The sequence below is a fragment of the Bacillus sp. FSL K6-3431 genome, from assembly GCF_038002605.1.
In the GTDB taxonomy this organism is placed as follows: Bacteria; Bacillota; Bacilli; order Bacillales; family Bacillaceae_C; genus Lederbergia.
Genome location: NZ_JBBOCT010000001.1, coordinates 3,045,016 through 3,068,414, shown reverse-complemented (window position 1 = coordinate 3,068,414; position 23,399 = coordinate 3,045,016). Strand labels below are relative to the sequence as shown.

The 23,399-nt window shown below is 38.5% G+C and carries 18 protein-coding genes; 12 read left to right on the top strand and 6 right to left on the bottom strand.

What is annotated here, in order from left to right; genetic code table 11:
* The first annotated feature begins 76 nt into the window (after window positions 1-76).
* Window positions 77-1,489 carry an NADP-dependent phosphogluconate dehydrogenase gene (gene gndA, locus MHB53_RS14975; protein WP_340919758.1) on the top strand — a complete coding sequence of 471 codons (1,413 nt, stop codon included), beginning with the start codon at window positions 77-79 and terminating at the stop codon, window positions 1,487-1,489.
* Window positions 1,490-1,743: 254 nt separating this feature from the next.
* A complete protein-coding gene (locus tag MHB53_RS14970; RefSeq protein WP_340919756.1) occupies window positions 1,744-3,324 on the top strand; it encodes an IS1182 family transposase in 1,581 nt (526 codons plus the stop codon).
* A 113-nt stretch (window positions 3,325-3,437) separates the two neighbouring features.
* Here the strand turns inward: MHB53_RS14970 and MHB53_RS14965 are convergent, their stop codons facing one another.
* Complete coding sequence (locus MHB53_RS14965; protein ID WP_340919754.1) at window positions 3,438-4,637, bottom strand: ROK family protein; 1,200 nt, start codon at window positions 4,635-4,637, stop codon at window positions 3,438-3,440.
* Between the two features lie 256 nt (window positions 4,638-4,893).
* Here MHB53_RS14965 and MHB53_RS14960 point away from each other — a divergent pair, with 256 nt between their 5' ends.
* The 3 genes from MHB53_RS14960 to MHB53_RS14950 are packed head-to-tail and all read left to right on the top strand — an operon-like array spanning window position 4,894 to window position 8,476.
* Window positions 4,894-6,162, top strand: coding sequence for a lactate racemase domain-containing protein (locus MHB53_RS14960; protein WP_340919752.1), 1,269 nt, complete (start codon window positions 4,894-4,896; stop codon window positions 6,160-6,162).
* A gap of 24 nt (window positions 6,163-6,186) precedes the next feature.
* The gene (locus tag MHB53_RS14955; protein WP_340919749.1) at window positions 6,187-6,957 is read left to right on the top strand and encodes an SDR family oxidoreductase; all 771 of its coding nucleotides are present in this window, start codon (window positions 6,187-6,189) and stop codon (window positions 6,955-6,957) included.
* A 46-nt stretch (window positions 6,958-7,003) separates the two neighbouring features.
* On the top strand, window positions 7,004-8,476 hold the full coding sequence (locus MHB53_RS14950; protein WP_340919747.1) for a gluconokinase: 1,473 nt from the start codon (window positions 7,004-7,006) through the stop codon (window positions 8,474-8,476).
* A 103-nt stretch (window positions 8,477-8,579) separates the two neighbouring features.
* On the opposite strand, the gene MHB53_RS14945 is transcribed toward MHB53_RS14950, so the two are convergent.
* Complete coding sequence (locus MHB53_RS14945; protein WP_340919745.1) at window positions 8,580-10,796, bottom strand: MMPL family transporter; 2,217 nt, start codon at window positions 10,794-10,796, stop codon at window positions 8,580-8,582.
* Between the two features lie 119 nt (window positions 10,797-10,915).
* Here MHB53_RS14945 and MHB53_RS14940 point away from each other — a divergent pair, with 119 nt between their 5' ends.
* Entirely contained in the window at window positions 10,916-11,539 is a 624-nt protein-coding gene (locus MHB53_RS14940) for a TetR/AcrR family transcriptional regulator (RefSeq protein WP_340919742.1), read from the top strand.
* Between the two features lie 61 nt (window positions 11,540-11,600).
* On the opposite strand, the gene uraA is transcribed toward MHB53_RS14940, so the two are convergent.
* From uraA to MHB53_RS14920, 4 genes are all read right to left on the bottom strand, one after another.
* A complete protein-coding gene (gene uraA / locus MHB53_RS14935; RefSeq protein WP_340919740.1) occupies window positions 11,601-12,884 on the bottom strand; it encodes a uracil permease in 1,284 nt (427 codons plus the stop codon).
* 292 nt (window positions 12,885-13,176) lie between these two features.
* Complete coding sequence (locus MHB53_RS14930) at window positions 13,177-14,121, bottom strand: bile acid:sodium symporter family protein (protein ID WP_340919738.1); 945 nt, start codon at window positions 14,119-14,121, stop codon at window positions 13,177-13,179.
* A 439-nt stretch (window positions 14,122-14,560) separates the two neighbouring features.
* Entirely contained in the window at window positions 14,561-15,787 is a 1,227-nt protein-coding gene (gene pepT / locus MHB53_RS14925; RefSeq protein ID WP_340919736.1) for a peptidase T, read from the bottom strand.
* 96 nt (window positions 15,788-15,883) lie between these two features.
* Window positions 15,884-16,216 (bottom strand): winged helix-turn-helix transcriptional regulator, encoded by a 333-nt coding sequence (locus MHB53_RS14920; RefSeq protein ID WP_340919734.1) that lies wholly within the window; start codon window positions 16,214-16,216, stop codon window positions 15,884-15,886.
* 148 nt (window positions 16,217-16,364) lie between these two features.
* Between MHB53_RS14920 and MHB53_RS14915 the strand changes: the two genes are divergently transcribed.
* The 6 genes from MHB53_RS14915 to MHB53_RS14890 all read left to right on the top strand — a co-directional run bounded on the left by MHB53_RS14915 (window position 16,365) and on the right by MHB53_RS14890 (window position 22,415).
* Entirely contained in the window at window positions 16,365-17,225 is an 861-nt protein-coding gene (locus tag MHB53_RS14915; RefSeq protein WP_340919732.1) for a VOC family protein, read from the top strand.
* A gap of 2 nt (window positions 17,226-17,227) precedes the next feature.
* Window positions 17,228-17,836, top strand: a complete 609-nt coding sequence (locus MHB53_RS14910; protein ID WP_340919730.1) for a nitroreductase family protein — start codon at window positions 17,228-17,230, stop codon at window positions 17,834-17,836.
* 118 nt (window positions 17,837-17,954) lie between these two features.
* Window positions 17,955-19,001, top strand: coding sequence for a lactonase family protein (locus MHB53_RS14905; protein WP_340919728.1), 1,047 nt, complete (start codon window positions 17,955-17,957; stop codon window positions 18,999-19,001).
* A gap of 364 nt (window positions 19,002-19,365) precedes the next feature.
* Window positions 19,366-20,649 (top strand): ABC transporter substrate-binding protein, encoded by a 1,284-nt coding sequence (locus MHB53_RS14900; RefSeq protein WP_340919726.1) that lies wholly within the window; start codon window positions 19,366-19,368, stop codon window positions 20,647-20,649.
* An 87-nt stretch (window positions 20,650-20,736) separates the two neighbouring features.
* The gene (locus MHB53_RS14895) at window positions 20,737-21,597 is read left to right on the top strand and encodes a carbohydrate ABC transporter permease (RefSeq protein ID WP_340919724.1); all 861 of its coding nucleotides are present in this window, start codon (window positions 20,737-20,739) and stop codon (window positions 21,595-21,597) included.
* A complete protein-coding gene (locus tag MHB53_RS14890) occupies window positions 21,597-22,415 on the top strand; it encodes a carbohydrate ABC transporter permease (RefSeq protein ID WP_340919722.1) in 819 nt (272 codons plus the stop codon). The genes MHB53_RS14895 and MHB53_RS14890 overlap by 1 nt, the downstream gene beginning before the upstream one ends.
* Window positions 22,416-23,399: the final 984 nt, after the last annotated feature.

Genomic DNA, 23,399 nt, shown 5'->3' with positions numbered 1-23,399 from the left:
AGACGGGATGAAACATTGCCCGTAGTTAAAACTATTTATAATAAAAGCTTATTAAAGCCATGAGGAGGAACTAATAGTGTCGAAACAGCAAATTGGTGTTGTCGGATTAGCAGTAATGGGTAAAAACCTGGCTATGAATATTGAAAGTAGAGGTTATTCTGTATCAGTTTATAACCGCTCTTCTCATAGAACAGAGGATATGATGCAAAATGAAGCAAAAGGTAAAAATGTAGTTGCTTCGTATTCAATTGAGGAATTTGTTAACTCGTTAGAAAAGCCACGTAAAATTTTACTTATGGTACAAGCCGGTGCGCCAACGGATGCAACAATTGAATCACTAAAACCGTATTTAGAAAAGGGCGATATTCTCATTGATGGTGGAAATACATTCTTCCCTGATACAATTCGTCGTAACAAAGAATTAAGTGAAGCAGGTCTTCATTTTATTGGAACTGGTGTGTCAGGTGGAGAGGAAGGTGCTCTAACTGGTCCTTCAATCATGCCTGGTGGACAAAAGGAAGCGTACGAACTTGTTGCTCCTATTTTTGAAGCAATCGCTGCAAAAGTAGACGGAGAAGCATGTACTACATATATTGGTCCAGATGGAGCCGGTCATTATGTGAAAATGGTGCATAATGGTATTGAATATGGCGATATGCAATTGATTTGTGAAGCTTATTTTATGATGAAAAATATTCTAGGCCTTAATGCTGAAGAGTTGCATAAAGTATTTGCGGAATGGAATAAAGGCGAGCTTGATAGCTATTTAATCGAGATCACTGCTGATATTTTTACAAAAACCGATGAAGAAACTGGTAAACCTTTAGTTGATGTCATTCTAGACACAGCTGGTCAAAAAGGGACAGGTAAATGGACAAGTCAAAATGCGCTTGATCTAGGTGTGCCACTTCCATTGGTTACTGAATCCGTTTTTGCTCGCTTCATTTCAGCAATGAAAGATGAGCGTGTTGCAGCAAGTAAATTATTAAGAGGTCCTGAAGTGACAGCTTATGATGGGGATAAAGACGAGTTAATCGAAGCAATTCGCAAAGCATTATACATGAGCAAAATTTGTTCATATGCTCAAGGATTTGCGCAAATGCGTGCAGCATCAGAAGAATATAACTGGGATTTACAGTATGGCGATATCGCCATGATTTTCCGCGGAGGATGTATTATCCGTGCGCAATTCTTGCAAAAAATCAAAGAAGCATACGACAAAGATCCGGCGCTAGCTAACCTATTGCTTGATCCATATTTTAAAGAAATCGTTGAAAGCTATCAGCAAGCACTAAGAAAAGTAGTTTCTATTGCTGTGGAAAGAGGAATTGCCGTTCCATGTTTCGCAAGTGCTGCAGCTTATTATGACAGCTATCGCACAGAAACATTACCAGCGAATCTGTTGCAAGCTCAGCGTGATTACTTCGGTGCACACACATATAACCGCATTGATAAAGAAGGAACATTCCATACAGAGTGGATGGAATAAAGACTAGCGGAAGGCGCCTGTAGCTAGACATAGATTAAACTTATTGAAACTTTCAGCTGAAATGCAAAAACTTATACCTTCATACCAAAGTAGGAATAGAGGCTGGGACAAAACCTACCTCTGAAACGAAAAAGCCGGAGAAATTTTACGATGAGTAAAATTTCTCCGGCTTTAATTATTTTTTTAATAAAAAAAGGCCTACTTCTGATAAAATTAAGTTACCACACTAAATCCAATCAGAAAGTAGGATCCTTATGTTTAAAAATTATAACATGAATCAATTAGTTTTACCTTTAGATTTAGAAGTAAATTTGCAAAATAACGATATTGCCTTCCACATTCACTGTTTAGTTGAAAGCATCCCGCAGGAAGCCTTTGAACCATTTCTTCGAAATGAGGGATGTCCTGCCTATCACCCCCGCATGATGCTTAAAATCATCTTATGTGGCTACACTCAATCTGTATTTTCGGGTCGTAAAATTGAAGCACTTTTAAAAGACAGTATTCGCATGATGTGGCTCGCACAAGGATACGAACCGAGCTATCGTACAATTAATCGCTTTCGTGTGCAACCTGAAGTTAAAGAATTAATTCGTCAATGCTTTGTACAATTTCGCTGTCAGTTAGTCCAAGAAAAGCTTATTGACCAAGAAGCAATTTTTATTGATGGTACAAAAATTGAAGCGAATGCGAATAAATTTACATTTGTCTGGAAAAAATCAATTGAGAAATATCATCAGGGATTAATTGAAAAATCAAATCAACTCTACAATGAGCTACTTGAGAAAGAGATTTTACCCGAAATTGAGCGTGAAAGCGAAGAAGAATTAACCCTTGAGGAACTCGCCCGCATAGTTCAAAAAGCAGACGATGTCATTAACGACTATGACAAAAAGATTGAAGCATCTTCAGACAATACAGAAAGAAAAACGTTAAGGAGTGAACGGAAGTTCCCAAAACAGGTCCGCAAACAGTTACTGGATTACATCGTTCGTAAACAGAAATATGAACGACATTTTGAAATCTTTGGCACGCGTAATAGTTATTCGAAAACAGATCATGATGCGACGTTCATGCGTATGAAAGATGATTATATGAAAAATGGTCAATTGAAACCTGGTTATAATGTACAAATTTCGACCGAAGGTCAATATACACTTGCCTATAGTTTATTTTCGAATCCAACAGACACACGTACATTAATTCCATTCCTAGATGAAATCGAGCAACATTATCTTCCATTACCGAAGTACATTGTCGCGGACGCAGGATATGGTAGTGAACAAAATTATGATGATATTCTTTCAAATCGTAAACGAGAAGCGTTAATTACGTATAACATGTATTTGAAAGAACAAAATAAAAAATATAAACAAAACGAATTCAATTCAGTTAACTGGCTTTACGATGAAGAGAAAGATACCTATACTTGCCCTAATCAACAGCGCGTTGTCTTTAAATATCATTCTGTTCGTACAGATAAGTCAGGTTTCGAGCGAGAATTTAAAATCTATGAGTGTGAAGACTGTTCAGATTGCCCATTCCGTTCATTATGTACGAAAGCAAAAGAAGGAAATCATCGAAAGATAATGGTGAACAAGAAATGGGAACAACAAAAAGAATATGTGAGAGCGAAGCTTTCAGAAGAAAAAACGAATTCTATTTACCGTCGACGCAAAATCGATGTAGAACCAGTTTTTGGATTCTTGAAGGCTAATTTGTGTTTCACTCGATTTTCAGTTCGCGGAAAATCGAAGGTCGAAAATGAAATGGGCCTAGCGTTAATGGCCGTGAATTTACGAAAATTCACGGTCAACACATTGGTTCGAACATAAATAACAAACGATAAAAGAGAAAGGTGAAATTGAGCGCGCTCAATTTCACCTTTCTCACTATTTGGAAGCTAGTTATGTCCCAGCCTCTATTTTTTATATAGCTGTCTAGTATTTTAAGAAAACAAATAATCGCCTGATTGCGCCATTGTTTCCTCTGTGATTTCTAAGCTTAAATTCGATATTTCTAAGAAGCTTTTAATGGCGAAAACGCATGCTCCCATGACACAAGCTTGCTTTCCGAGAACAGAGACGTGCAAATTACTGTAATGACTTATCGTTGAAGTAAGTTTGCTTTTAATATTTTTAATTGCATTTGGATATAGATGTAATAGCTCACAGTTAAGAATAATGATTTCGGGATTATATAAATTAATGACATTATTCATACCAACTGCGACATATTTAATGAAATTGTCCATTAGTTCACATGTAATCGGATCTCCTGATTCTACTAATGCTTTAAAATCATGATAGGTTAAATTTTCTCTACCTTTCTTTGCTTTGAGTTGCCTGAAAAAATTTGATTCTGAGGCATATTGTTCCCAACAACCACGATTGCCGCAGTTACATGCTAATCCGTCAGGAACAACAATCATATGACCCATTTCTCCAGCATAACCATGATACCCCTTGAGTAGCTCGCCATTCATCATGACGCCGAGTCCAATCCCACTTTGCATCGTTATGCTGAGTAAGTGATTGCTCTGGTTATACTTATATACTCTTTCTGCAAATGCAGATAAATTCGCATTGTTTTCAATATAGATTGGAGCGGCTATACTCTTTTCTAAATCTGCCTTTAAACTTTTTTCTCGCCAGTTTAGCTGAGGGATAAAATAAATTTCCTCTTCATTAGAAACAATTCCATGAATCCCAATTACAATCCCAATGATCCCGTAGGTACTATCACTACATTTAGTTTTAAAAATGTGTATATGCTCTACCAGCAAATCAAGTATTTGCTGGTAGTCAGTAGTGTGAAGGGCTACTGTTTCAGTTTGTATAGGATAGCCCAGCAAGTCGGAAAGGGTAAAAATGATTTGGTCCTTATCAAGATCAATTCCTAATGCGTATCCAACTGTTTTATTTAAAGTAAGAATAATTGGGCGTCTTCCTAAATTTGTATGTTCTTGTTGCCCTTCTATCAGTAATTCTTCCTCAAGTAAATCAGCAACCTGTACAGAAATAGTAGCTTTATTTAATCCTGTTACTTTCGATAAATTTGCGCGAGAAATGCCATTATGTTCAATAATCGTACTTAAAATTAAACCTCGATTTAACTTTTTTATATAAGCTGCATCACCGGTAATCATCTAGCTCCACCCCATAGTTTATAAATAGTCCTTCAAATTGTTAAGCACATCTATTTATTAAATAATACCATATTATTATCTACTTTTTGATTGACGAAATTGCAATGTAATGTTATTCTATCTTTAATTATTTGTTTGGTCAACAAATTTATAGTGTTTTTCATGAAAAGGGTTACATTTATGATAGTTTGTTATAAGATGGAAAAAAGTAATACTATATAAAAATAGAAGAATGAAAAAGGAGCGATGGAAACTCATGAATATTCTTCAAGAATTATTAAAAGATATTCCTATCCCAAAAATGACAAAGGTAAAGCAACGATTTGACGATCGGAAAATCGAACAATTGGATAAGGTGCTGAACGAAAAGTTAAATACCCCTCATATTCAAGCATTAATTCGTCCAGGCATGGAAATTGCACTCGCCGTTGGAAGCAGAGGGATAGACCGCCTGCCAGAAATAACGGCAACGACAGTGAAATTTTTAAAAGAAATGGGCGCTACTCCTTTTATTGTACCAAGTATGGGCAGCCATGGCGGTGCTACTGGCAAGGGGCAAATTGCCGTTCTTGAACATTTAGGTGTGACTGAAGAAAGTGCAGGGTGTGAAATTCGCTCTTCAATGGAAGTTGTAAAGCTAGGAGAGCTTCCAAATGGTCTTCCGGTTTATTTAGATAAGTATGCATCTGAAGCTGATGGAATTGTTGTTATTAATCGAGTGAAGCCACATACTGCTTTTCGTGGTAGGGTTGAAAGTGGAATAATGAAAATGATTAGTATTGGACTTGGCAAACAAAAAGGTGCGGAAGCATGCCATCAATTAGGGTTTAAGTATATGGCTGAAAACGTCCCGAAGATGGCGAAAATGATTATGGAGAAAAAACCATTTTTATTTGGTGTGGCAACGGTTGAAAATGCATTTGATAAAGTAGTAGAAGTCGAAGTATTAATGGCCGATGAGGTTGAAGAAAAAGAAACTAAACTCCAGGAACAAGCAAAGAAATCCTTGCCGAAGCTTCTTTTTGAGCAGTTGGATGTGCTTATCATTGATGAAATCGGAAAAAATATTAGTGGAGATGGCATGGATCCGAATATCACAGGGCGTTACCCAACTCCATATGCCCATGGTGGTCCTGAAGTAAATAAAATGGTTGTACTTGATCTTACTCCAGAGACAGAAGGAAATGCAAATGGTGTAGGAACCGCCGATTTTACGACACAGCGACTTGTTGACAAAATGGATTTAGAAACAACTTATGCGAATGGCCTTACATCTACAGTTGTGGCTCCGACTAAAATTGCTACGACTTTGGCAAATGATCGAATGGCTCTCCAAGCTGCGATTAAAACATGTAATATTCTTGATTTTACTAAAGTGAAAATGGTACGAATAAAAAACACTTTGGAAATTAGTGAAATAGAAGTATCAGAAGCATTATTGGAACATGTAAAACAACATTCCGAGATGGAGCAAATATCGGATTTGTATGAATTAGTATTTGATCAAAAAGAGAATATAAAATAACTTTTTAGATAAAGGGAGATAGAGATGAGTAAACTATTTGATTTAACGGGAAAAACAGCCGTAGCAATCGGCGGTAATGGCGTATTGGGATCATCGATGGCATTAGGTCTTGCGGAGCATGGTGCAAAGGTTGCTATAGTTGGACGTAATCTGGAAAAAGCAGAGGAAGTAGTGAAGGAAATTATAGCCAAGGGTGGAGAAGCGATGGCATTTCAGGCAGATGTCGGTACGCGAGAATCACTAGAGCAATTGGCTGAAAACATTGAAGGCTGGTCAGGTGGCTGGGATATAATTTTAAATGCACCGGGTAAAAATAGCCCGACACCTTTCTTTGATTTAGATATGGATGAATGGGATGACATTATGGATGTAAACTTAAAAGGAATTGTCATTACATGTCAAATATTTGCTAAAAAAATGATTGAGCAAGGTAGAAAAGGAAGTATTATTAATATCTCATCTGTTTCTTCTACAACGCCATTGTCTAGAGTATTTACATATTCAGTTTCAAAAGCAGGTGTTAATAGTGTGACACAGTTCTTGGCGCGTGAATTTGCTCCTAATGGAATTAGAGTAAATGCTATTATTCCTGGCTTTTTCCCAGCAGAACAAAACCGAAAAATTTTAAGCGAAGATCGAATTGAATCGATTATGAACCATACGCCAATGAACCGCTTTGGTGAACCAGACGAATTACAAGGAGCGACGGTTTGGCTTGCATCTGATGCTGCGTCAAGCTTTGTTACAGGGACTTTGATACGTGTGGACGGTGGATTTGGCTCAATGACAATATAAAATCACAAAATTCGGGTGGTGCCCTGCACCGGAAAGGGGGAGCTTCATGTCGCATAAGTTTGTAGTTGGACTTGATATTGGGACTACCAGTGCCAAAGCTGTTGTTTTTGATATGGATGGCAAGGTAAGAGCGGAGGCAGAACAGCTGATTAAAACATATCATCCACAACAAGGCTGGGCAGAGCAAGATCCAGATGAGCTTGAACGTGCCGCTGTTCATGCAATTAGAATGGTAATGGATAAAGCTAATGTTCCAAAGGAAGAAATTGTTGGGATGGGATTTTCTTGTGCCATGCACTCATTAATTTGCGTGGCTGGTAAGGGGGAAGTATTATCGCGTGCACTTATTTGGTCTGACGGTAGAAGTAGTGGACAAGCTGAAAAACTCCTAGAGGCAGAGGGGGAAGAGCTTTTCCAACGGACGGGTGTGCCTATTCATCCTATGTCCCCATTAGTGAAATTACTTTGGATGAAAGAAACAAATTATGAGCCGTATCGTAATGCTCAATATTTCATGTCTGTGAAAGAGTATATCCTCATGAAATGGTTTGGTAAGAAGGTTGCCGACTATTCGATAGCTGCTGCAAGTGGCCTCATGAATGCTGAGACATTACAATGGGACGAAAAAGCATTGGCACTTGTGAATGTTAAGAAAAAACAATTATCAGATATTGTTCCACCAACAGAAATTTTATCGGGATTGAATAATGATCTTGCAGAGGAAATGGGGATTTTGCCTGAGACGCCAGTGGCTATAGGATCGGCCGACGGTCAGCTTGCTAATTTGGGTATTGGTGCGATTTCTCCGGGTGAAGTTGCGATCACAGTCGGTACGAGTGGGGCTGTGAGACAGTTTGCAAATGGATTCCGCATAAATGATAAACGGGAGACATTTTGCTATGCCTTTTCAGAGGACTATTCTATTATCGGTGGTGCGACAAATAATGGTGGTATTGCGCTACAATGGTTAAAAGAATTAGTAAACTATCCGGGCAGTTATGAAGAATTTCTTGTTGAAGCTGAAGAGGTAGCTCCTGGTGCGGAAGGAATGATTTTCTTACCGTATATTAACGGAGAAAGAGCGCCAATTTGGAATCAGCAGGCTACTGGAAATTTTTCTGGTGTATCAATTACACATAAACAGGAACATTTCATACGTGCAGTGTTGGAGGGAATTACGTTCAACTTGTACCAAATTGAGCAAGCACTTGAAAGATTAGCGGGAAAATCAGAGACTATTTACGTGAATGGTGGTCTTGCAAGGTCGCCAATATGGTTACAAATGCTAGCGGATATTTTTGGCAAAGAGGTATATGTGGCAGAAACTCATCATAGCTCTGCATGGGGAGCCGCGTGGACGGCCTTAGTTGCGATTGGTAAGGTAAATTCATTTGAAGAGATAAAGCATAGTGTGAACCTGGGTAATGCAATTACTCCAAATGAAGAAAATCATCATGTTTACCAAGAAATATATAAGAAGTATACAAGATTAGTTGAAGATATATCCGTTCATTTTTAATGGATGCAAAAAGGCCCTCTTGCTAGTAAAAGGGCCTTTTTGACATCTTCTAAAGGTGGGTCTTTGGAATAATATTGCACGCGACTACTGGGCTAACAAACTGTCATTTACCATGTCCTTTACGTTTTTCTAATTTCCCTGGCCAAAAAGCGTATTTACCAAGTACAGACGTAATTGCTGGAACTAATAATGGTCTCACAATAAACGTATCAAGTAAGATCCCAATAGCCGTTACGATTCCGAACTGAACAAGTACTTGTATTGGAAGCGTTGCTAGCACAGCGAATGTTCCCGCTAAAATTAATCCTGCCGACGTGATAACGCTACTTGTTTCTGTCACGCCATCTGCAATTGCAACTTGGAGCGGTTTACTTCGCCGCTTTTTCCAAATACTCGACACCATAAAGATATTATAATCTTCTCCGAGTGCTACGATGAAAACAAAGGTGTAAAGTGGAATAAGGCCTTGCATTGCCTCTACACCCAATCCGTAATGGATGAGCAGCCAACCGGCACCAAGCGCTGAAAAGTAGGAAAGCAAGACTGTCAGTAATAAATAAACCATTGCTACAATGGAGCGTAAATAAACAAGCAATAATAGAGCGATAATAATTATGACTGCTGGTACAACAATATTACGATCTCTGTCGGTGGTTAATTTTGTATCATATAAACTAGCTGTTTCTCCTCCAATCCAGAAATGTTTATCTGCCGAAGAAATTCCCGCTTTTGTAAGGCTTTCTGTTATATCTTCTTTTATCGTTGGAATATGATTAAGCGTATCGGCTGCATAAGGATTTTCAGTTAAGATGAGTTCATACAATAATAAATTACTATTATTAGATCCTTTTCGAGGTTCGCTAATAGATTTGACGATTTTCAAGTCCGAAAGTTTTTCTTGCAACTTTATTGCTTTTCCTTCCGTATCTACAATGATCTGCATAGGGGCTAAATTCCCTGCAGAAAAATTATCGTTTATTAATTCAAATCCCTCTCTTGAAGGCATGTCTTCCGGAAATGAACTCAAAAGATCATATGTGTAATGAATTTTTGGAGAAAAGGCCGCTAATCCACCGAGTAAAATTAACGTCGCACAAATAATGGTCCATGGCTTTTTAGTTACAAATGAACCAAGCCAGACGTTGAACTTTCCATGGCTCTTTTGTCTGCGCACAGGTCTACCTTTTCTTTTTTCAAGCTCGAGAGACATGGATTCTGTCCGTGGTATAAATGGAAAGAAAGAAATCCTACCAAAGATGGAGAGCAATGCTGGCAGTAATGTAAGTGCAGCCACGCCCATGATGAAAATAGCCAAGCTAAATGGTACGGCAAATGTATGATAGGATCCGTACATGGCAAGAAGTAGGGTCAATAGGCCAAATGCAGTTGTCAGGGCACTAATCATAATGGCACCGCCAGAATCTGTGAGAGAACCCTTTAAAGCCTTTAGGGGGTTATCTTCCATAAGAAGATGATCTCTGTATCTGGAAACTAAAAACAGACAATAATCTGTACCGGCACCAAAAAGTAATACTGTCATAATTGATATAGCTTGGGAATCAACAACGATCCATCCTTTATCTGCCATCACACCAAGAATTGGTGAAATTAGCGCATATGCAAAGCCTACTCCAATGAGAGGAACAATGGCTAAAATTGGTGAACGATACAGAACGATTAATAAAATAAGCACGAGCAGTACAGTTGCGACTAATAGTTTTACATCAGCTTCACTGAACAAGGCTACTGCATCCGTGGAAATACCAGCCGGACCGGTTACTCTTAGAAGTAAGTCTTCGTCACCTATTTTATTTGAAAAGGGATCTTCACCAGCTATTTTTGTAACCGCTGTTTTTAGAGCATCAATATCCTTTTCAATAAGGTCAGATTCTGCCTTATCATTTAAAAATATTGGCGTTACGATTGTTGAACCGTTCTCTGAAGCGCTTGATAATAGTGCTTGTGTCGGGGCTTGATGTAAAGGCGGCAAAAATGTTTGCTGCTCTAACGGCTTTTCAGCAAGTTGTTTATATAAGGTTATAATATGTGTGGCATCATTCTCCGTCAGCCCTTCTTCTCTATGCCATACAAGCAAGAGCGGCAAGCCGGCTTCATCTGAAAACTCTTCTTTTACTAGTTCTGCCGCTTGAACTGACATCGCTTTCTCTGGAAGCATTTCTACAGTATTACTTTTTGTGCTTTGTATACTTGGCCAAAGGACCGTCAGCAATAGTACTAAAACAATCCATATGCCAAGGGTTATCCACCTGCCCCTTTTTCCAATTATACCTCCTAAGAATATTGTTATTCCCCTTTTCACTGGCTTCACTCCCTAAATTAAGTACAATTTAATTATATATACTAGATAGTTAATTAATCAATTGTATTATTTATTTTATGATATAATTACTTCAAAATTAAACTAGGAGCTCGATTGATGTGGAATATAAAAATATAGGTCGCTCGCTTGGTAGACCGAAAAGCAGTGGGCTGGAACAACCAACAGATGAATTGATATTAGCTGTAGCTGGTGGATTGTTTTTGCGAAAGGGATTTCAAAAAGTACCAGTGGAAGAAGTAGCTATAGCATGCAATGTAACGAAAGCGACTGTATATTACTACTATTCTACAAAAGCGGAACTTTTTACTGCTGCTATGTTAGCAATGATGAAGCGAGTACATGAACGAACAGTGCAGATACTGACAGAGAATACTCCGTTGCATGAACGACTTTTGATCCTAGCAGAAGCGCATTTACAGGCTACTACAACGATTGATTTAAACACCTTTTTAAGAGAAAGTCATCAAGTGTTAAATGCCCAACAAATTCAAAACATGAAGGAAGCAGAAAAAAAGATTTTTCAAGTGCTTGAACTTGAATTAGAAAAAGCGATTAAAAAAGAGGAAATCCGTAAAGTAAATACTACATTTGCCGCACATGCTTATATATCGCTTTTAAGAATGGGCAATCAAAATCTTTCTAATGATAGTGGATTATTTCAAGACCCTCAGGAAGCTGCTAGGGAAATCCTTCATTTTTATTGGGAAAGTCTGCAAAGGTAGAAAATTAGCAAACAAAAAGGCCCCATAATTGGGACCTTTCAATATTACTATGGATGATTGATCAATTTTCATTTGATAGCTTTAACACATCTAATAGTTTGAAGAATAGGCTTAACAGTATTGCAACAATTGTTGCGAGACCCATTCCTTTAAATTCAACAGAGCCGATATGAATGGTTGCACCGCTAATTCCGATTGCAAGTACAACGCAAGTCAATATTAGGTTTTGCGAAATGTTATAATCCACTTTGGCCTCTACAAGCATCCGGATTCCACTTGCTGCAATGATTCCGAATAAAAGCAGCGAGATACCACCCATCACTGGAGTTGGGATGGAAGAAATGAGTGCAGCTAATTTGCCGCAGAAAGAGAGAATGATTGCAATGACTGCTGCTCCGCCGATAATCCAAGTAGAATATACACGAGAAATGGCCAAAACACCGATATTTTCACCATATGTTGTATTAGGTGTTGCTCCGAAAAAACTAGAGAGTATTGTTGAAATTCCGTTACCCATCATGGAGCGGTCTAGTCCTGGGTCTTTAATAAGATCTTTTTTTACGATATTGCCTGTTACAATCAAATGCCCGATATGTTCTGGTACTAAGACGAGTGCAGCCGGTAAGATGATGAGAATATCAGATATGCTGAATTTCATTTGGTAATACGTTGGCAAGGAAATCCACGCTGCTTCTTTGACAGCAGTGTAATTAACCAAACCGAAGAAAGTAGCAATAATATACCCGGAGATGATTCCTAGTAAAATCGGGATAATTTTTAGGAAACCTCTCATGGTTACCCAACAAATGATCGTAATTCCGAGTGTTAATAATGCGACGATGATATTCTTTGGATCTGCTACCCAATCTGCCGATGCATCAGAGGGCTTTACTAAGTCAGCCATACCGGCTGCAACAGGAACAAGCTCAAGCCCAATAACTGCAACGATCGCACCCATAGCTGCTGGTGGGAAAATAATGTCGATCCATGCCGTGCCAACTGCTTTTATTATTAAACCGACGATGACAAGCACAATTCCAACTGCTAGAAACCCACCTAGTACATAGCTATAACCATCTCCACCTGTATAGTTTCCTAATACTGCAAACACAGGTGAAATAAAAGCAAAGCTTGAGCCGAGGTAAGCGGGAATCTTCCCTTTTGTAATAAAAATATATAGTAGCGTTCCAATCCCATTCATAAGTAGTATTGTTGCGGGATTCACATTAAACATAAGTGGTACTAATACTGTCGAGCCGAACATAGCGAACAAATGTTGAAAGCTAAGTGGTAGGCTCTGTAATAATGGTAAGCGTTCATCTACTTTAATTTCTCTTTGTTTCATCCGATATCTCTCCTTATATTTTAATATTCAAGAGATCAGATCTAGTCATTGGGCAGCAAAAAACACCTCGCCCAATAACTGGCAAGGTGCATAATAATCGGATGTTATAATCATCGTTATGCAAAAATCACGCGCAAGTAAATTACGCATGTAACCTTGGCAGCCTCACGGGACTGGTTTAAAGGCAATCTGATTCATTTGTCTAATGTATTATTGCAGGTACGGATATGAAAGTCAATACTTATTACTGTTTTACATAGATAGAATGAAGGAATTCAGATGAGAACAATCTTCAGCGACTTTTTCCATTCTTTTCAGCCTTTTTACTCCACCAAGTGGCAAGTAGGGATCCGGATATATTGTGCCAGACACTAAAAATGGCGCTTGGAACGGCAGCTAGCGGTGAAAAGTGGGCTGCAGCCAATGATGCACCAAGTCCGGAGTTTTGCATGCCAACCTCAATGGAAACGGCTTTCTGGTCAGCATAATCTAGCTTTAATAAGCGAGCAAAGAAATAACCTAGCAAGTAGCCAAGTGAATTATGCAAAATAACGACAAGTAAGATCAGTAATCCTGTTTCCGCAATTTTTTGCTGATTCCCACTAACAACCGCCGCTACGATGGCAACAATCGCCACAACAGATACTAGAGGCAAGGCTTTTACGCTTTGTTCTACTTGTTTACGGAAAAGCATTTTGATAAAAAGACCAAGAATAATAGGAATGAGTACAATTTTTACGATTGATATAAACATGTCTCCTGCCGAAACTGGAAGCCATTTACTAGCTAGCAATAGGATTAATGCAGGCGTTACAAATGGTGCCAATAAAGTAGTAACGGAGGTGATGGCCACGGATAAAGCAATATTTCCTTTCGCCAAAAAAGTCATGACGTTTGATGAAGTACCGCCAGGGCAGCAACCAACTAAGATTACACCTGCAGCGACTTCAGGCGGCAGCTTAAATGCTATAGCGAGTCCAAAAGCGATAAGCGGCATAATCGTAAATTGTGCAACAACACCAATGGCCACTTTTTTAGGGTGTTTAAATACTTCCTTAAAATCATCTAAAGAGAGAGTCATCCCCATTCCGAACATAATAATTCCAAGCAATATCGAAATGTAAGGAGAAATCCATGTAAAGCCTCCTGGAATAAAAAAGGCCAGAGCAGCAAACAACAATACCCATACAGCAAATGTATTACCTGCAAACTGACTAATTCTTTCTAATGTTCTCACGTGTATTCACTCCTTCTTCTAAGTTGTAAGAATAATTATACTGTAAATGTTGAATTTTGCAATAATATTTGGAGAGACAGTGCGTATGTTAAATTTTGCAATAATAAATAAGCAAACCTAAAAAACTTAGGTCTGCTTGATATGATTAACGACTTTGTATTGATGGATATTAGTAAATATAGCGAGCGGCTCATAAAATGCATGAGTGGCCAGTAAGCTGTTATGAGTGGTTAATAAACCCGACGAGCGGCCAGTAAACTATCATGAGTGGCCAATAAATCCGACGAGTGGCCAATAAATCGGTCGAGCGGCCAGTAAACTATCATGAGTGGCCAATAAATCGGTCGAGCGGCCAGTAAGCTGTCATGAGTGGCCAGTAAACCCGACGGAGCGGCCGGTAAATTGTCATGTGCCATCAGTAAGCTCTCGTCTTTCTCGGTTAGGCCCTATCTTCAAACAAGTTTACTATCTCTACGATCACTTTCACTGCTTTTTCCATACTTTCAACGGAAATAAACTCGTATGGACCGTGGAAGTTTTCCCCACCAGTAAAAATATTTGGAGTCGGGAGTCCTAAATAGGACAATTGCGAGCCATCGGTACCTCCGCGAATTGGCGAAATTAGGGGTTTGATGTCTAATCGTTTCATCGCATCAGAAGCAATGTCAACGATTTCAATGACAGGCGTAATTTTTTCTCCCATATTGTAATATTGGTCTGTCATTTCAAGTACAATGCGTTCATGACCATATTGCTCACGAAGTTCATTAACAATTTTTTTCACATTTGTTTTACGTGCCTCAAATTGATCACGATCGAAATCCCGAATAATATAAGTTAATTTAGTCACCTCTACATCTCCATTAAAAGCAAGTAAGTGATAAAATCCTTCGTAACCTTCTGTTAATTCAGGGGATTCTCCAATGGGAAGACGACTGTTAAACTCCATTGCTATTTTAGCAGCATTGACCATTGTGCCTTTTGCTGTTCCTGGATGGATATTGGTGCCTTTAAAGGTTAACTTCACACCAGCGGCATTAAAGCTTTCATATTGCAATTCGCCAAGTGGACCGCCATCTATTGTATAGGCAAAATTTGCACCAAATGCGCCAACATCAAATTTATGTGGGCCTCTTCCTATTTCTTCGTCTGGAGTAAAAGCGATTCTAACTTTCCCATGTTTTATTTCTGGGTGCTGTATCAAATACGCCATTGCTGTCATAATTTCAGCGATTCCTGCTTTATTATCTGCACCGAGCAATGTTGTCCCATCGGTCGTGATGATTGTTTGCCCTTTATAATTGCTAAGTGATGGAAAGTCTGCCGGTGATAAAATAATGTCGTTATTTAGAGTTAGGGCTTCACCGTTATAATTTTCCACGATTTGCGGATTAACTCCATCCCCTGTAAAATCAGTAGCCGTGTCGACATGAGCCAGAAATCCAATTACAGGTACTTTTTTTTCTGTGTTAGCTGGAAGTGTCGCCATCACGTATCCGTTTTCATCAACAGATACATCTTTCATCCCGATTTTTCTTAATTCCTCAACGAGGTTATTAGCAAGCATTAATTGGCCTTTCGTTGAAGGGCAAACAGGATTATTTTCATCTGATTGTGTATTTATTTTCACGTATGATACAAATCTTTGAATGATTTCATTCTTCATTTTTAAAAAACCTCCTATTTTAATACTATGTACATAATAACGTATATCTACAGAGAAAATAAAGAAAGCCGGCTGTCTCGTTAAGAGCAGTCGGCATTAAGGATTAATGGATTCTTTTTTATCGACATCGAGCCAATTTTCGGCCCAAATTTCAATTTCTTTAATGAGAGGATGTAAAGCTAAGCCTTTATCTGTTAAAGAATATTCAATTCGGACTGGTGTTTCCGGATATACCTTTCGATTGACAATGCCTTCATGTTCCAAGTCCTTCAATCTTTCTGATAGAACTCGGGCGCTAATGGGCATTGCACCTTCTACTGTGCAAAAACGCTGAGGGCCGTTGAGTAGTTGATGAATAATTAACCCAGTCCAGCGCTGGCCAAGTATACTCATTGCCTTCTCAAATTTTGGACACACAAATGTATTCATGTTGTTCACCTCACTCATTAAATTATAACACTTGTTGTATTATTTACCTAACTATTGTTTTGTATATAACTTACTTGAAATTATAACATAACTAATATATAGTTAGTTACATGAAGTAAGTAATTTAATTTAGAAAGGAGATTCCATATTGAAAAAATCAATTACTCCACCATATTCTGTCATTGGCAATGTTGAGCTTATTGTAGAAAGTTTAGAGCGCACGCTTGCGTTTTATATAGATGTTCTTGGATTTCAAGTGCTCGAACAAACAAATAGCTTTGCATCCCTAACAGTTGATGGAAAAACAACACTTTTGACGCTTGAACAGGTGAAAGATGTGAATCCACGTCAACGGACAACGGGCTTATACCATATAGCCCTTTTATTGCCGAATCGTTCAGATTTAGCTAATATTATACATCATTTTATTCATACAAGCACACAGTTACAAGGGGCTTCTGACCATCATGTAAGTGAGGCGCTTTACTTAAATGACCCTGAAGGAAATGGGATTGAAATTTATATTGATAGAGCGCCGGATACATGGAAGTGGGACGGTGATCAGGTGCATATGACGACCGAAGCACTTGATGTAGCGGATGTATTGAAGGATGGAACGGAACAAGGTTGGACAGGAATGCCTAAAGATACCATCATTGGTCATATTCATTTACAAGTATCTGAGTTAGTAAAAACAAGAGAATTTTATTGTGATGCCCTAGGGTTTGATCTGATGTTAAAATATGGTAGCCAGGCACTTTTTGTCGCCAAGGATGGGTATCATCACCATATTGGGCTGAACATATGGAATAGTGCCGGAGCACCTGCACCAGCTGAAAATAGTGCTGGGTTAAAAAGGTTCACGATCATATTACCAGACGAAAAAGCATTGAGTGAAACAATTGGTAGGTTAGAAAAAATAAACGCATCTTTTACTAAAAAGGATGGTAATCTAATCATAAAAGATCCATCAGGTATTTCGATCAAATTAACGACTAGAGGAGAATGAATATGATTAATACAAAACAGGACTTTTATACAGCGGTAGAAGAAAGACGTTCATTATATGGAATTAGTAAGGAAAGTGTCGTATCAAATGAAAGAATTGAAGAAGTTATCGAGCATGCAGTGAAACATGCACCATCAGCATTTAATTCACAAAGTGGAAGAGTCGTTGTTTTATTAGGGGAAAACCATGATAAACTTTGGAATATCACTGAAGCAGCATTGAAGGAAATTGTTCCAGCTGAAAGTTTCCAACCGACTGCTGAAAAAATGGAAAGCTTTCGCAATGGTTATGGAACAGTACTATTTTTTGAAGATCAAAAAGTGGTGAAAGGTTTACAAGAACAATTTGCTTTATATGCAGATAAATTTCCTGAGTATTCCCTTCAATCATCGGGCATGCTTCAATATATTGTATGGACAGCATTGGAAGTAGAGGGGTTCGGGGCTTCATTGCAACATTACCAACCAATAATTGACGAAGCAGTACAAAAAATCTGGGACATTCCAGCAGACTGGACGCTATTAGCTCAAATGCCATTTGGCAAACCAACAGCAGCACCTGGGGAAAAACAATTTAATGATATAGACGCGCGTATGAAAGTATATAAATAACACAAATAAAAAAGGCTGCCTTTAAATCGGTACTACACTGATTTTAGGGTGGCTTTTTTCGCGTTATGTGACAGTGATGGTATAATAATGGTAGAAAATTTTGAAAGGGGAGATATTGATGGGGAAAAAGTACATAGGATATGCAGGTACGTATACACGTGAAAGTAGCAAGGGAATTTACTCGTTTACGCTTGACGCAGAAACAGGAAAGCTCGGGAATGTAAAAGTAGCTGCCCAGGTTGGCAGTCCTACCTATTTAACAATGAGTGATGATAATCGATATTTATATTCAGTTGCCCAAGAGGAAAAGTCTGGTGGTGTGGCTGCCTATTCCATTAACGCAGAGACAGGTGATTTGATATTAGTTGGTAGTCACGTACAAGAAGGTGCACCACCATGTCATCTTGATACACTTCAAAATGAGCTTGTAACAGGAAATTATCATGAGGGGACAGTCGAGCTGTATCGGATTGCTGAAAATGGCGCTGTGAACTCGGCTCAATCTATTGTGCAACATGCGGGTAAGGGGCCACATGAGCGCCAGGAAAAACCACATGTCCATTACACGGCAACTACTCCAGATGGGAAATATGTGGTAGTAGCAGACCTAGGTATAGATGAGCTTGTAACATATAAAGTAGCTAATGATAAACTTGTAAAAGTAAATACACTCAACGTAAAAGCGGGCAGTGGTCCACGCCATATTGCTTTCCACCCTTATGGGAAAATTGCTTATCTACTGACAGAGTTGACTTCGGAAGTAGTTGTTCTGGATTATGACACTAATCAAGGTAGTTTTGCAGAAAAACAATATATCCGTGCAATTCCGGAAGATTTTAGCGGAACGAATGATGCAAGTGCAATACATATTTCTTCCGACGGTAGGTTTGTATATGCTGGAAACCGTGGTCATAATAGCATTGCGGTTTTCAGTGTGAACGAGGAGACTGGTGAACTGACACATATTGAAAATACACCAACTGGTGGAGAATGGCCGCGTGATTTTGTTTTGGATCCAAGTGGAGCATTCATTGTTGCTTCGAACCAACATACAGGAAATTTAGTATTGTTCGCAAGAGATCAAGAAACAGGAAAACTCACGAAGTTGGATTCAGAAGTTGATGTTCCAGAAGTCGTGTGTGTAAAGTTTTTAAGAAATAACTAAAAAAGTGTCCCCGTTGAGGGGCACTTTTTTTTATAAAGATAATGTAAATACCTCTTTTTGTTTTTTATAGAAGTGCTGTTTCTTTATTTACTATCAACAGTATTACTCTCTAAATAGTGTTTCCATTTCTCACTTTTTTTGATAGTTAAAGAGGAAACTCAATGCAATCGTGTGACCAAATTCTGCCATTGTTATGAGATATTTAGGATCATGAGCATGGATATACCTATATATATCAATGATTTATCATTAGGCAAACGGTTTCACTAAAAGTGTTGACTTCTTCGAAAAGAGGGTGCTATACTAGCTTTATAAATTGAAAGCGGTTTCCCGGATTACATAAAATGATAAAGGGGTAGATATCGTGTTTAATAGAAAAGTATTGTTCCTACTTGCTGCACTATTTCTTGTACTTGCCGGTTGTTCAACAGGCGAAAAAGAAAATGATTCAGCTGATTCAGGAAAAAAAGTAACAGTCGATGTATTCCAGTTTAAAGTGGAGTTTAAAAAGCAATTTGAAGAACTAGCTAAACAATATGAAGAAGTAAATCCAGATGTGAAAGTGAATATTCAAACAGTTGGCGGCGGAAATGATTATGCTTCTGCGTTAAAAGCTAAGTTTGCTTCAGGCGATGAACCGGCAATTTTTAATATTAATGGTATCGTAGATATCCAACAATACAGAGATCGCCTTGCTGATTTAAGTGAGACGGAAGCAGCAAAAAGCGCGCTGGAAGGAACACTTGCTGGTGTGGAAGAAGATGGACAAGTACTAGGTCTTCCTTATAACCAAGAAGGATATGGCTTGATTTATAATAAAGATATTTTTAAAGAAGCGGGTGTAGATCCCGAATCGATTACATCAATGGAAGATTTAATTAAAGCGGTGGAAACGATTGATGGAAAGAAAGAAGAATTAAAGCTTGATGCAGTTTTCGCATTTCCGGCTAAGGAGAAATGGGTAACAGGGAACCATGCGGCTAGTGTCTTCCTTGCTTCTGACTTTGATAATGATGTACTGAAAGCGTATGAAGCGAAAGAGGTTGCATTTTCAAATTCTGATGCATTTAAACAATATATCGATTTACAAAATGAATATTCGGTTCAGCCAGTTATGAGTCTAGACTACTCACAGCAAGTGGAAGAGTTATTCTCCACAGAGCGTGTAGCGATTATCCAGCAAGGTAACTGGGTTTATCCAACAGTAGAAGAAATGGATCCAGAACTTGCAGAATCGGGAATTGGCATTATGCCAATTCCATTAAATGGAGAAATGAACATGCCGGTTGGCGTGCCTAATTTCTGGGCTGTGAACAAAAAGGTGGATGAAGAAGTACAAAAAGCTGCTGGTGAATTCCTAGATTGGATGTACACATCTGAAGAAGGGAAAGAAGCTTCTTTAACAGAGTTTAAGTTTATCCCAGCTTATGAAGGCTATGATACAGAAAAAATCTCAGACCCACTTTCAAAAGAAATTTATGAATATGCGGAAAAAGGTCAAACAACAGGATGGGTATTCCAAAGCTATCCGATCGGATGGGGTGAAAATGTTCTTGGTGCCGAGCTTCAAAAGTACTTATCAGATAAAGCAACATGGGAAGAAACAATACAAAAAACCCAAGATGAATGGGCTAAATCACGTGAATAAATGACAGGAAAAAGAAAAGATAACAGGCTTATTCTTGCTGTTATCTTTTTTCTTAAATAATTTATCTAGAAAAGAGGTTGAAATAAAGTGAGAAATAAGGATATTATGTTTTGGCTCTTTCTCGCCCCGGTGATTATTGCACTTGCTATTGTAGTAGTAATTCCTCTCCTAAATGGTTTTTATTATTCCTTCACAAGCTGGGATGGTGTAAATAGTCCAGATTTTATTGGTTTGAAGAACTATATAGATATATTTAGTGATCAGGAATTTTTAAATTCGCTATGGTTTACTTTTAAATTTTCCATTGCATCTGTTATTGTGATCAATATTGTTGGGCTTGGACTAGCCATGCTCGTTACATCGTATATTAAATCGAAGAACATGCTTCGTACTATATTCTTTATGCCGAACTTGATTGGTGGACTAATACTTGGATTTATATGGCAGTTTATTTTCACGAAAGTGTTTGATTCGATCGGTCGCTTGACTGGAATTGAATGGCTTCAGGGATGGTTAGCAGATACCAATACTGGTTTCTGGGGAATGGTCATTTTAATGTCATGGCAAATGGCAGGCTACATTATGATTATTTATATCGCTTATCTTGAAAATGTTCCACAAGAGTTATTGGAGGCAGCAAAAATTGACGGTGCGAATGCATTTCAAAGGTTCCGTAACATTACATTTCCACTTGTGGCACCAGCGTTTACGGTTAGCTTGTTTTTAACATTGTCTAATGCCTTTAAAATTTATGATCAAAACTTATCACTAACTAACGGTGGTCCGTTTAACTCAACAAAGATGGTGGCAATGGATATTGTCAATACGGCATTCCAAATGAACCAAATGGCCGCCGCGCAGGCAAAGGCAGTGATTTTCTTTATACTTGTCGCCATTATCGCATTAACGCAAGTATATATTAACAAAAAAAGGGAGGTTGAGATGTAATGCAAAATAGGGGGAAACGATACACACTTGAAATTATCGGCATCGTTCTTGCGCTATTATGGATCTCACCTTTTTATTTGATGATTGTCAATGCATTTAAAACGAAACGAGAAATTTTTGCAGATACGTTAAAATTTCCGGCCGAATGGACGTTTGCGAATTTTAAGCAAGCATTTGAGGAATTGAGTTTTTTACAAACATTTATGAACTCCGTTCTTATTACATTACTTAGCGTTGCGGCTATTCTCATTTTCTCAGCGCTTGCAGCGTATGCATTATCCCGTAATGGTAGTAAATTAAGCAATATTATATTCTTTCTGTTTGTCGCAGCGATGCTTATTCCGTTCCAATCAGTAATGATCCCGCTTGTTTCTTTATTTGGTAAGGCGGATATGTTGAATATATACGGATTGATTTTTATGTATCTTGGTTTTGGTTCCAGTTTGTCAATTTTCCTTTATCACGGTGCTTTAAAAGGAATTCCAAAATCATTGGATGAAGCGGCGACAATTGATGGTTGTAATCGACTACAAGTATTTTGGTACATTATTTTTCCGCTATTAAAACCTATTTCGATTACAGTTGGAATATTGAATGTTATTTGGATTTGGAATGATTACTTACTTCCTTCGCTTGTGATTAGTGGGGAAGGAACAGATACGATACCGTTAAAACTATTTTTATTCTTCGGACAGTATACAAAACAGTGGCATTTGGCGCTTGCTGGGCTGACCATCTCTATTATTCCTGTCATTATTGGTTATTTCATCGCCCAAAAGCAAATTATTAAAGGTGTATCGGATGGAGCGGTGAAGTAAAATAAATAGACTCTCAGAATTTCGAGGCGTAAATCTGCCGAAAAATCTACTGGGAACTAAGCTTTATTGAATATTTGGTATTCGTTTTCAAGTCTTTTCAAAAAGAGAGATGCCAAAGAAGTTCACATATTTTTTAAAAAAGGCTGTTTTTGAAAACATTGTTGCTTTATAAAGTAGTGCGTGGTTGATTTCCGCTACAGTTGCTCGCTTTCCGCGGGGCAGGCGGTTTGTCTAGCTATAGCCCCTAGCCCCTCGAGGTCATAAGTCATATTTCTACGTGGCTGAAAGGCAAGCCACTACGCAATCTGTCTTATGCTTGTCGGGGCTGATCAAGGCGCTTTCGCTTTTCTTAGAGCCTCCTCGGCGTAAACGCCTGTGGGGTCTCATCTGTCCCGCTGATCCCGCGACGGACAGGACGTGGCCGTCTTTAGCCGACCAGGAGTCTCGCACTTTCGCTCTAATCAACCTTCAACAGATTTTGTTTTAAAAGCAACAAACCTTTAGAAAAGAGCCTTAAAAAAGATTTAGCCATGGAAGAGAAAATATGACTAAGAAACGATCGTTCATCTTTTTGATGAGCATACCAAGCGTCAATGTGTTGGCACATCGTGATGGTATATGTCCTTATGTACCGCATTTTTGTAGACCGATGCCTCCCAGATCCCAAGTGATAATCTACTTTTTCCCTTTTGTTTGAACGGGAGAGATTTGTATATCACTTTCCGTGCTAAAATAATTCTTGGTTCGGACATTTAAATCGATGAAAGGCTCAATCTGATAGTGATCCAGAAATTCAATATCGGCATCTTCCCTTCCCAAAAGACGGTGAAAGAAGTCGTAGAAAGTCCCTATAATGGGAACATCTCTAGGTTCAAAGCCACTCATGATGGCATAGAAAGGCACCCGGTGTAATTCATCCACCCATTCTGTGATACTAAGGGCTGGCTTTTAGCTAAGAGAAGCAGAAGGTAGGAACGAATCATG

What these genes read in the sequence shown, in the direction of transcription:
- MHB53_RS14970 (WP_340919756.1), top strand. Translation starts at nt 1,744, where the DNA reads ATGTTTAAAAATTATAACATGAATCAATTAGTTTTACCTTTAGATTTA.
- MHB53_RS14965 (WP_340919754.1), bottom strand. Translation starts at nt 4,637, where the DNA reads ATGATTACCGGTGATGCAGCTTATATAAAAAAGTTAAATCGAGGTTTA.
- MHB53_RS14960 (WP_340919752.1), top strand. Translation starts at nt 4,894, where the DNA reads ATGAATATTCTTCAAGAATTATTAAAAGATATTCCTATCCCAAAAATG.
- MHB53_RS14955 (WP_340919749.1), top strand. Translation starts at nt 6,187, where the DNA reads ATGAGTAAACTATTTGATTTAACGGGAAAAACAGCCGTAGCAATCGGC.
- MHB53_RS14950 (WP_340919747.1), top strand. Translation starts at nt 7,004, where the DNA reads ATGTCGCATAAGTTTGTAGTTGGACTTGATATTGGGACTACCAGTGCC.
- uraA (WP_340919740.1), bottom strand. Translation starts at nt 12,884, where the DNA reads ATGAAACAAAGAGAAATTAAAGTAGATGAACGCTTACCATTATTACAG.
- pepT (WP_340919736.1), bottom strand. Translation starts at nt 15,787, where the DNA reads ATGAAGAATGAAATCATTCAAAGATTTGTATCATACGTGAAAATAAAT.
- MHB53_RS14920 (WP_340919734.1), bottom strand. Translation starts at nt 16,216, where the DNA reads ATGAATACATTTGTGTGTCCAAAATTTGAGAAGGCAATGAGTATACTT.
- MHB53_RS14910 (WP_340919730.1), top strand. Translation starts at nt 17,228, where the DNA reads ATGATTAATACAAAACAGGACTTTTATACAGCGGTAGAAGAAAGACGT.
- MHB53_RS14905 (WP_340919728.1), top strand. Translation starts at nt 17,955, where the DNA reads ATGGGGAAAAAGTACATAGGATATGCAGGTACGTATACACGTGAAAGT.
- MHB53_RS14890 (WP_340919722.1), top strand. Translation starts at nt 21,597, where the DNA reads ATGCAAAATAGGGGGAAACGATACACACTTGAAATTATCGGCATCGTT.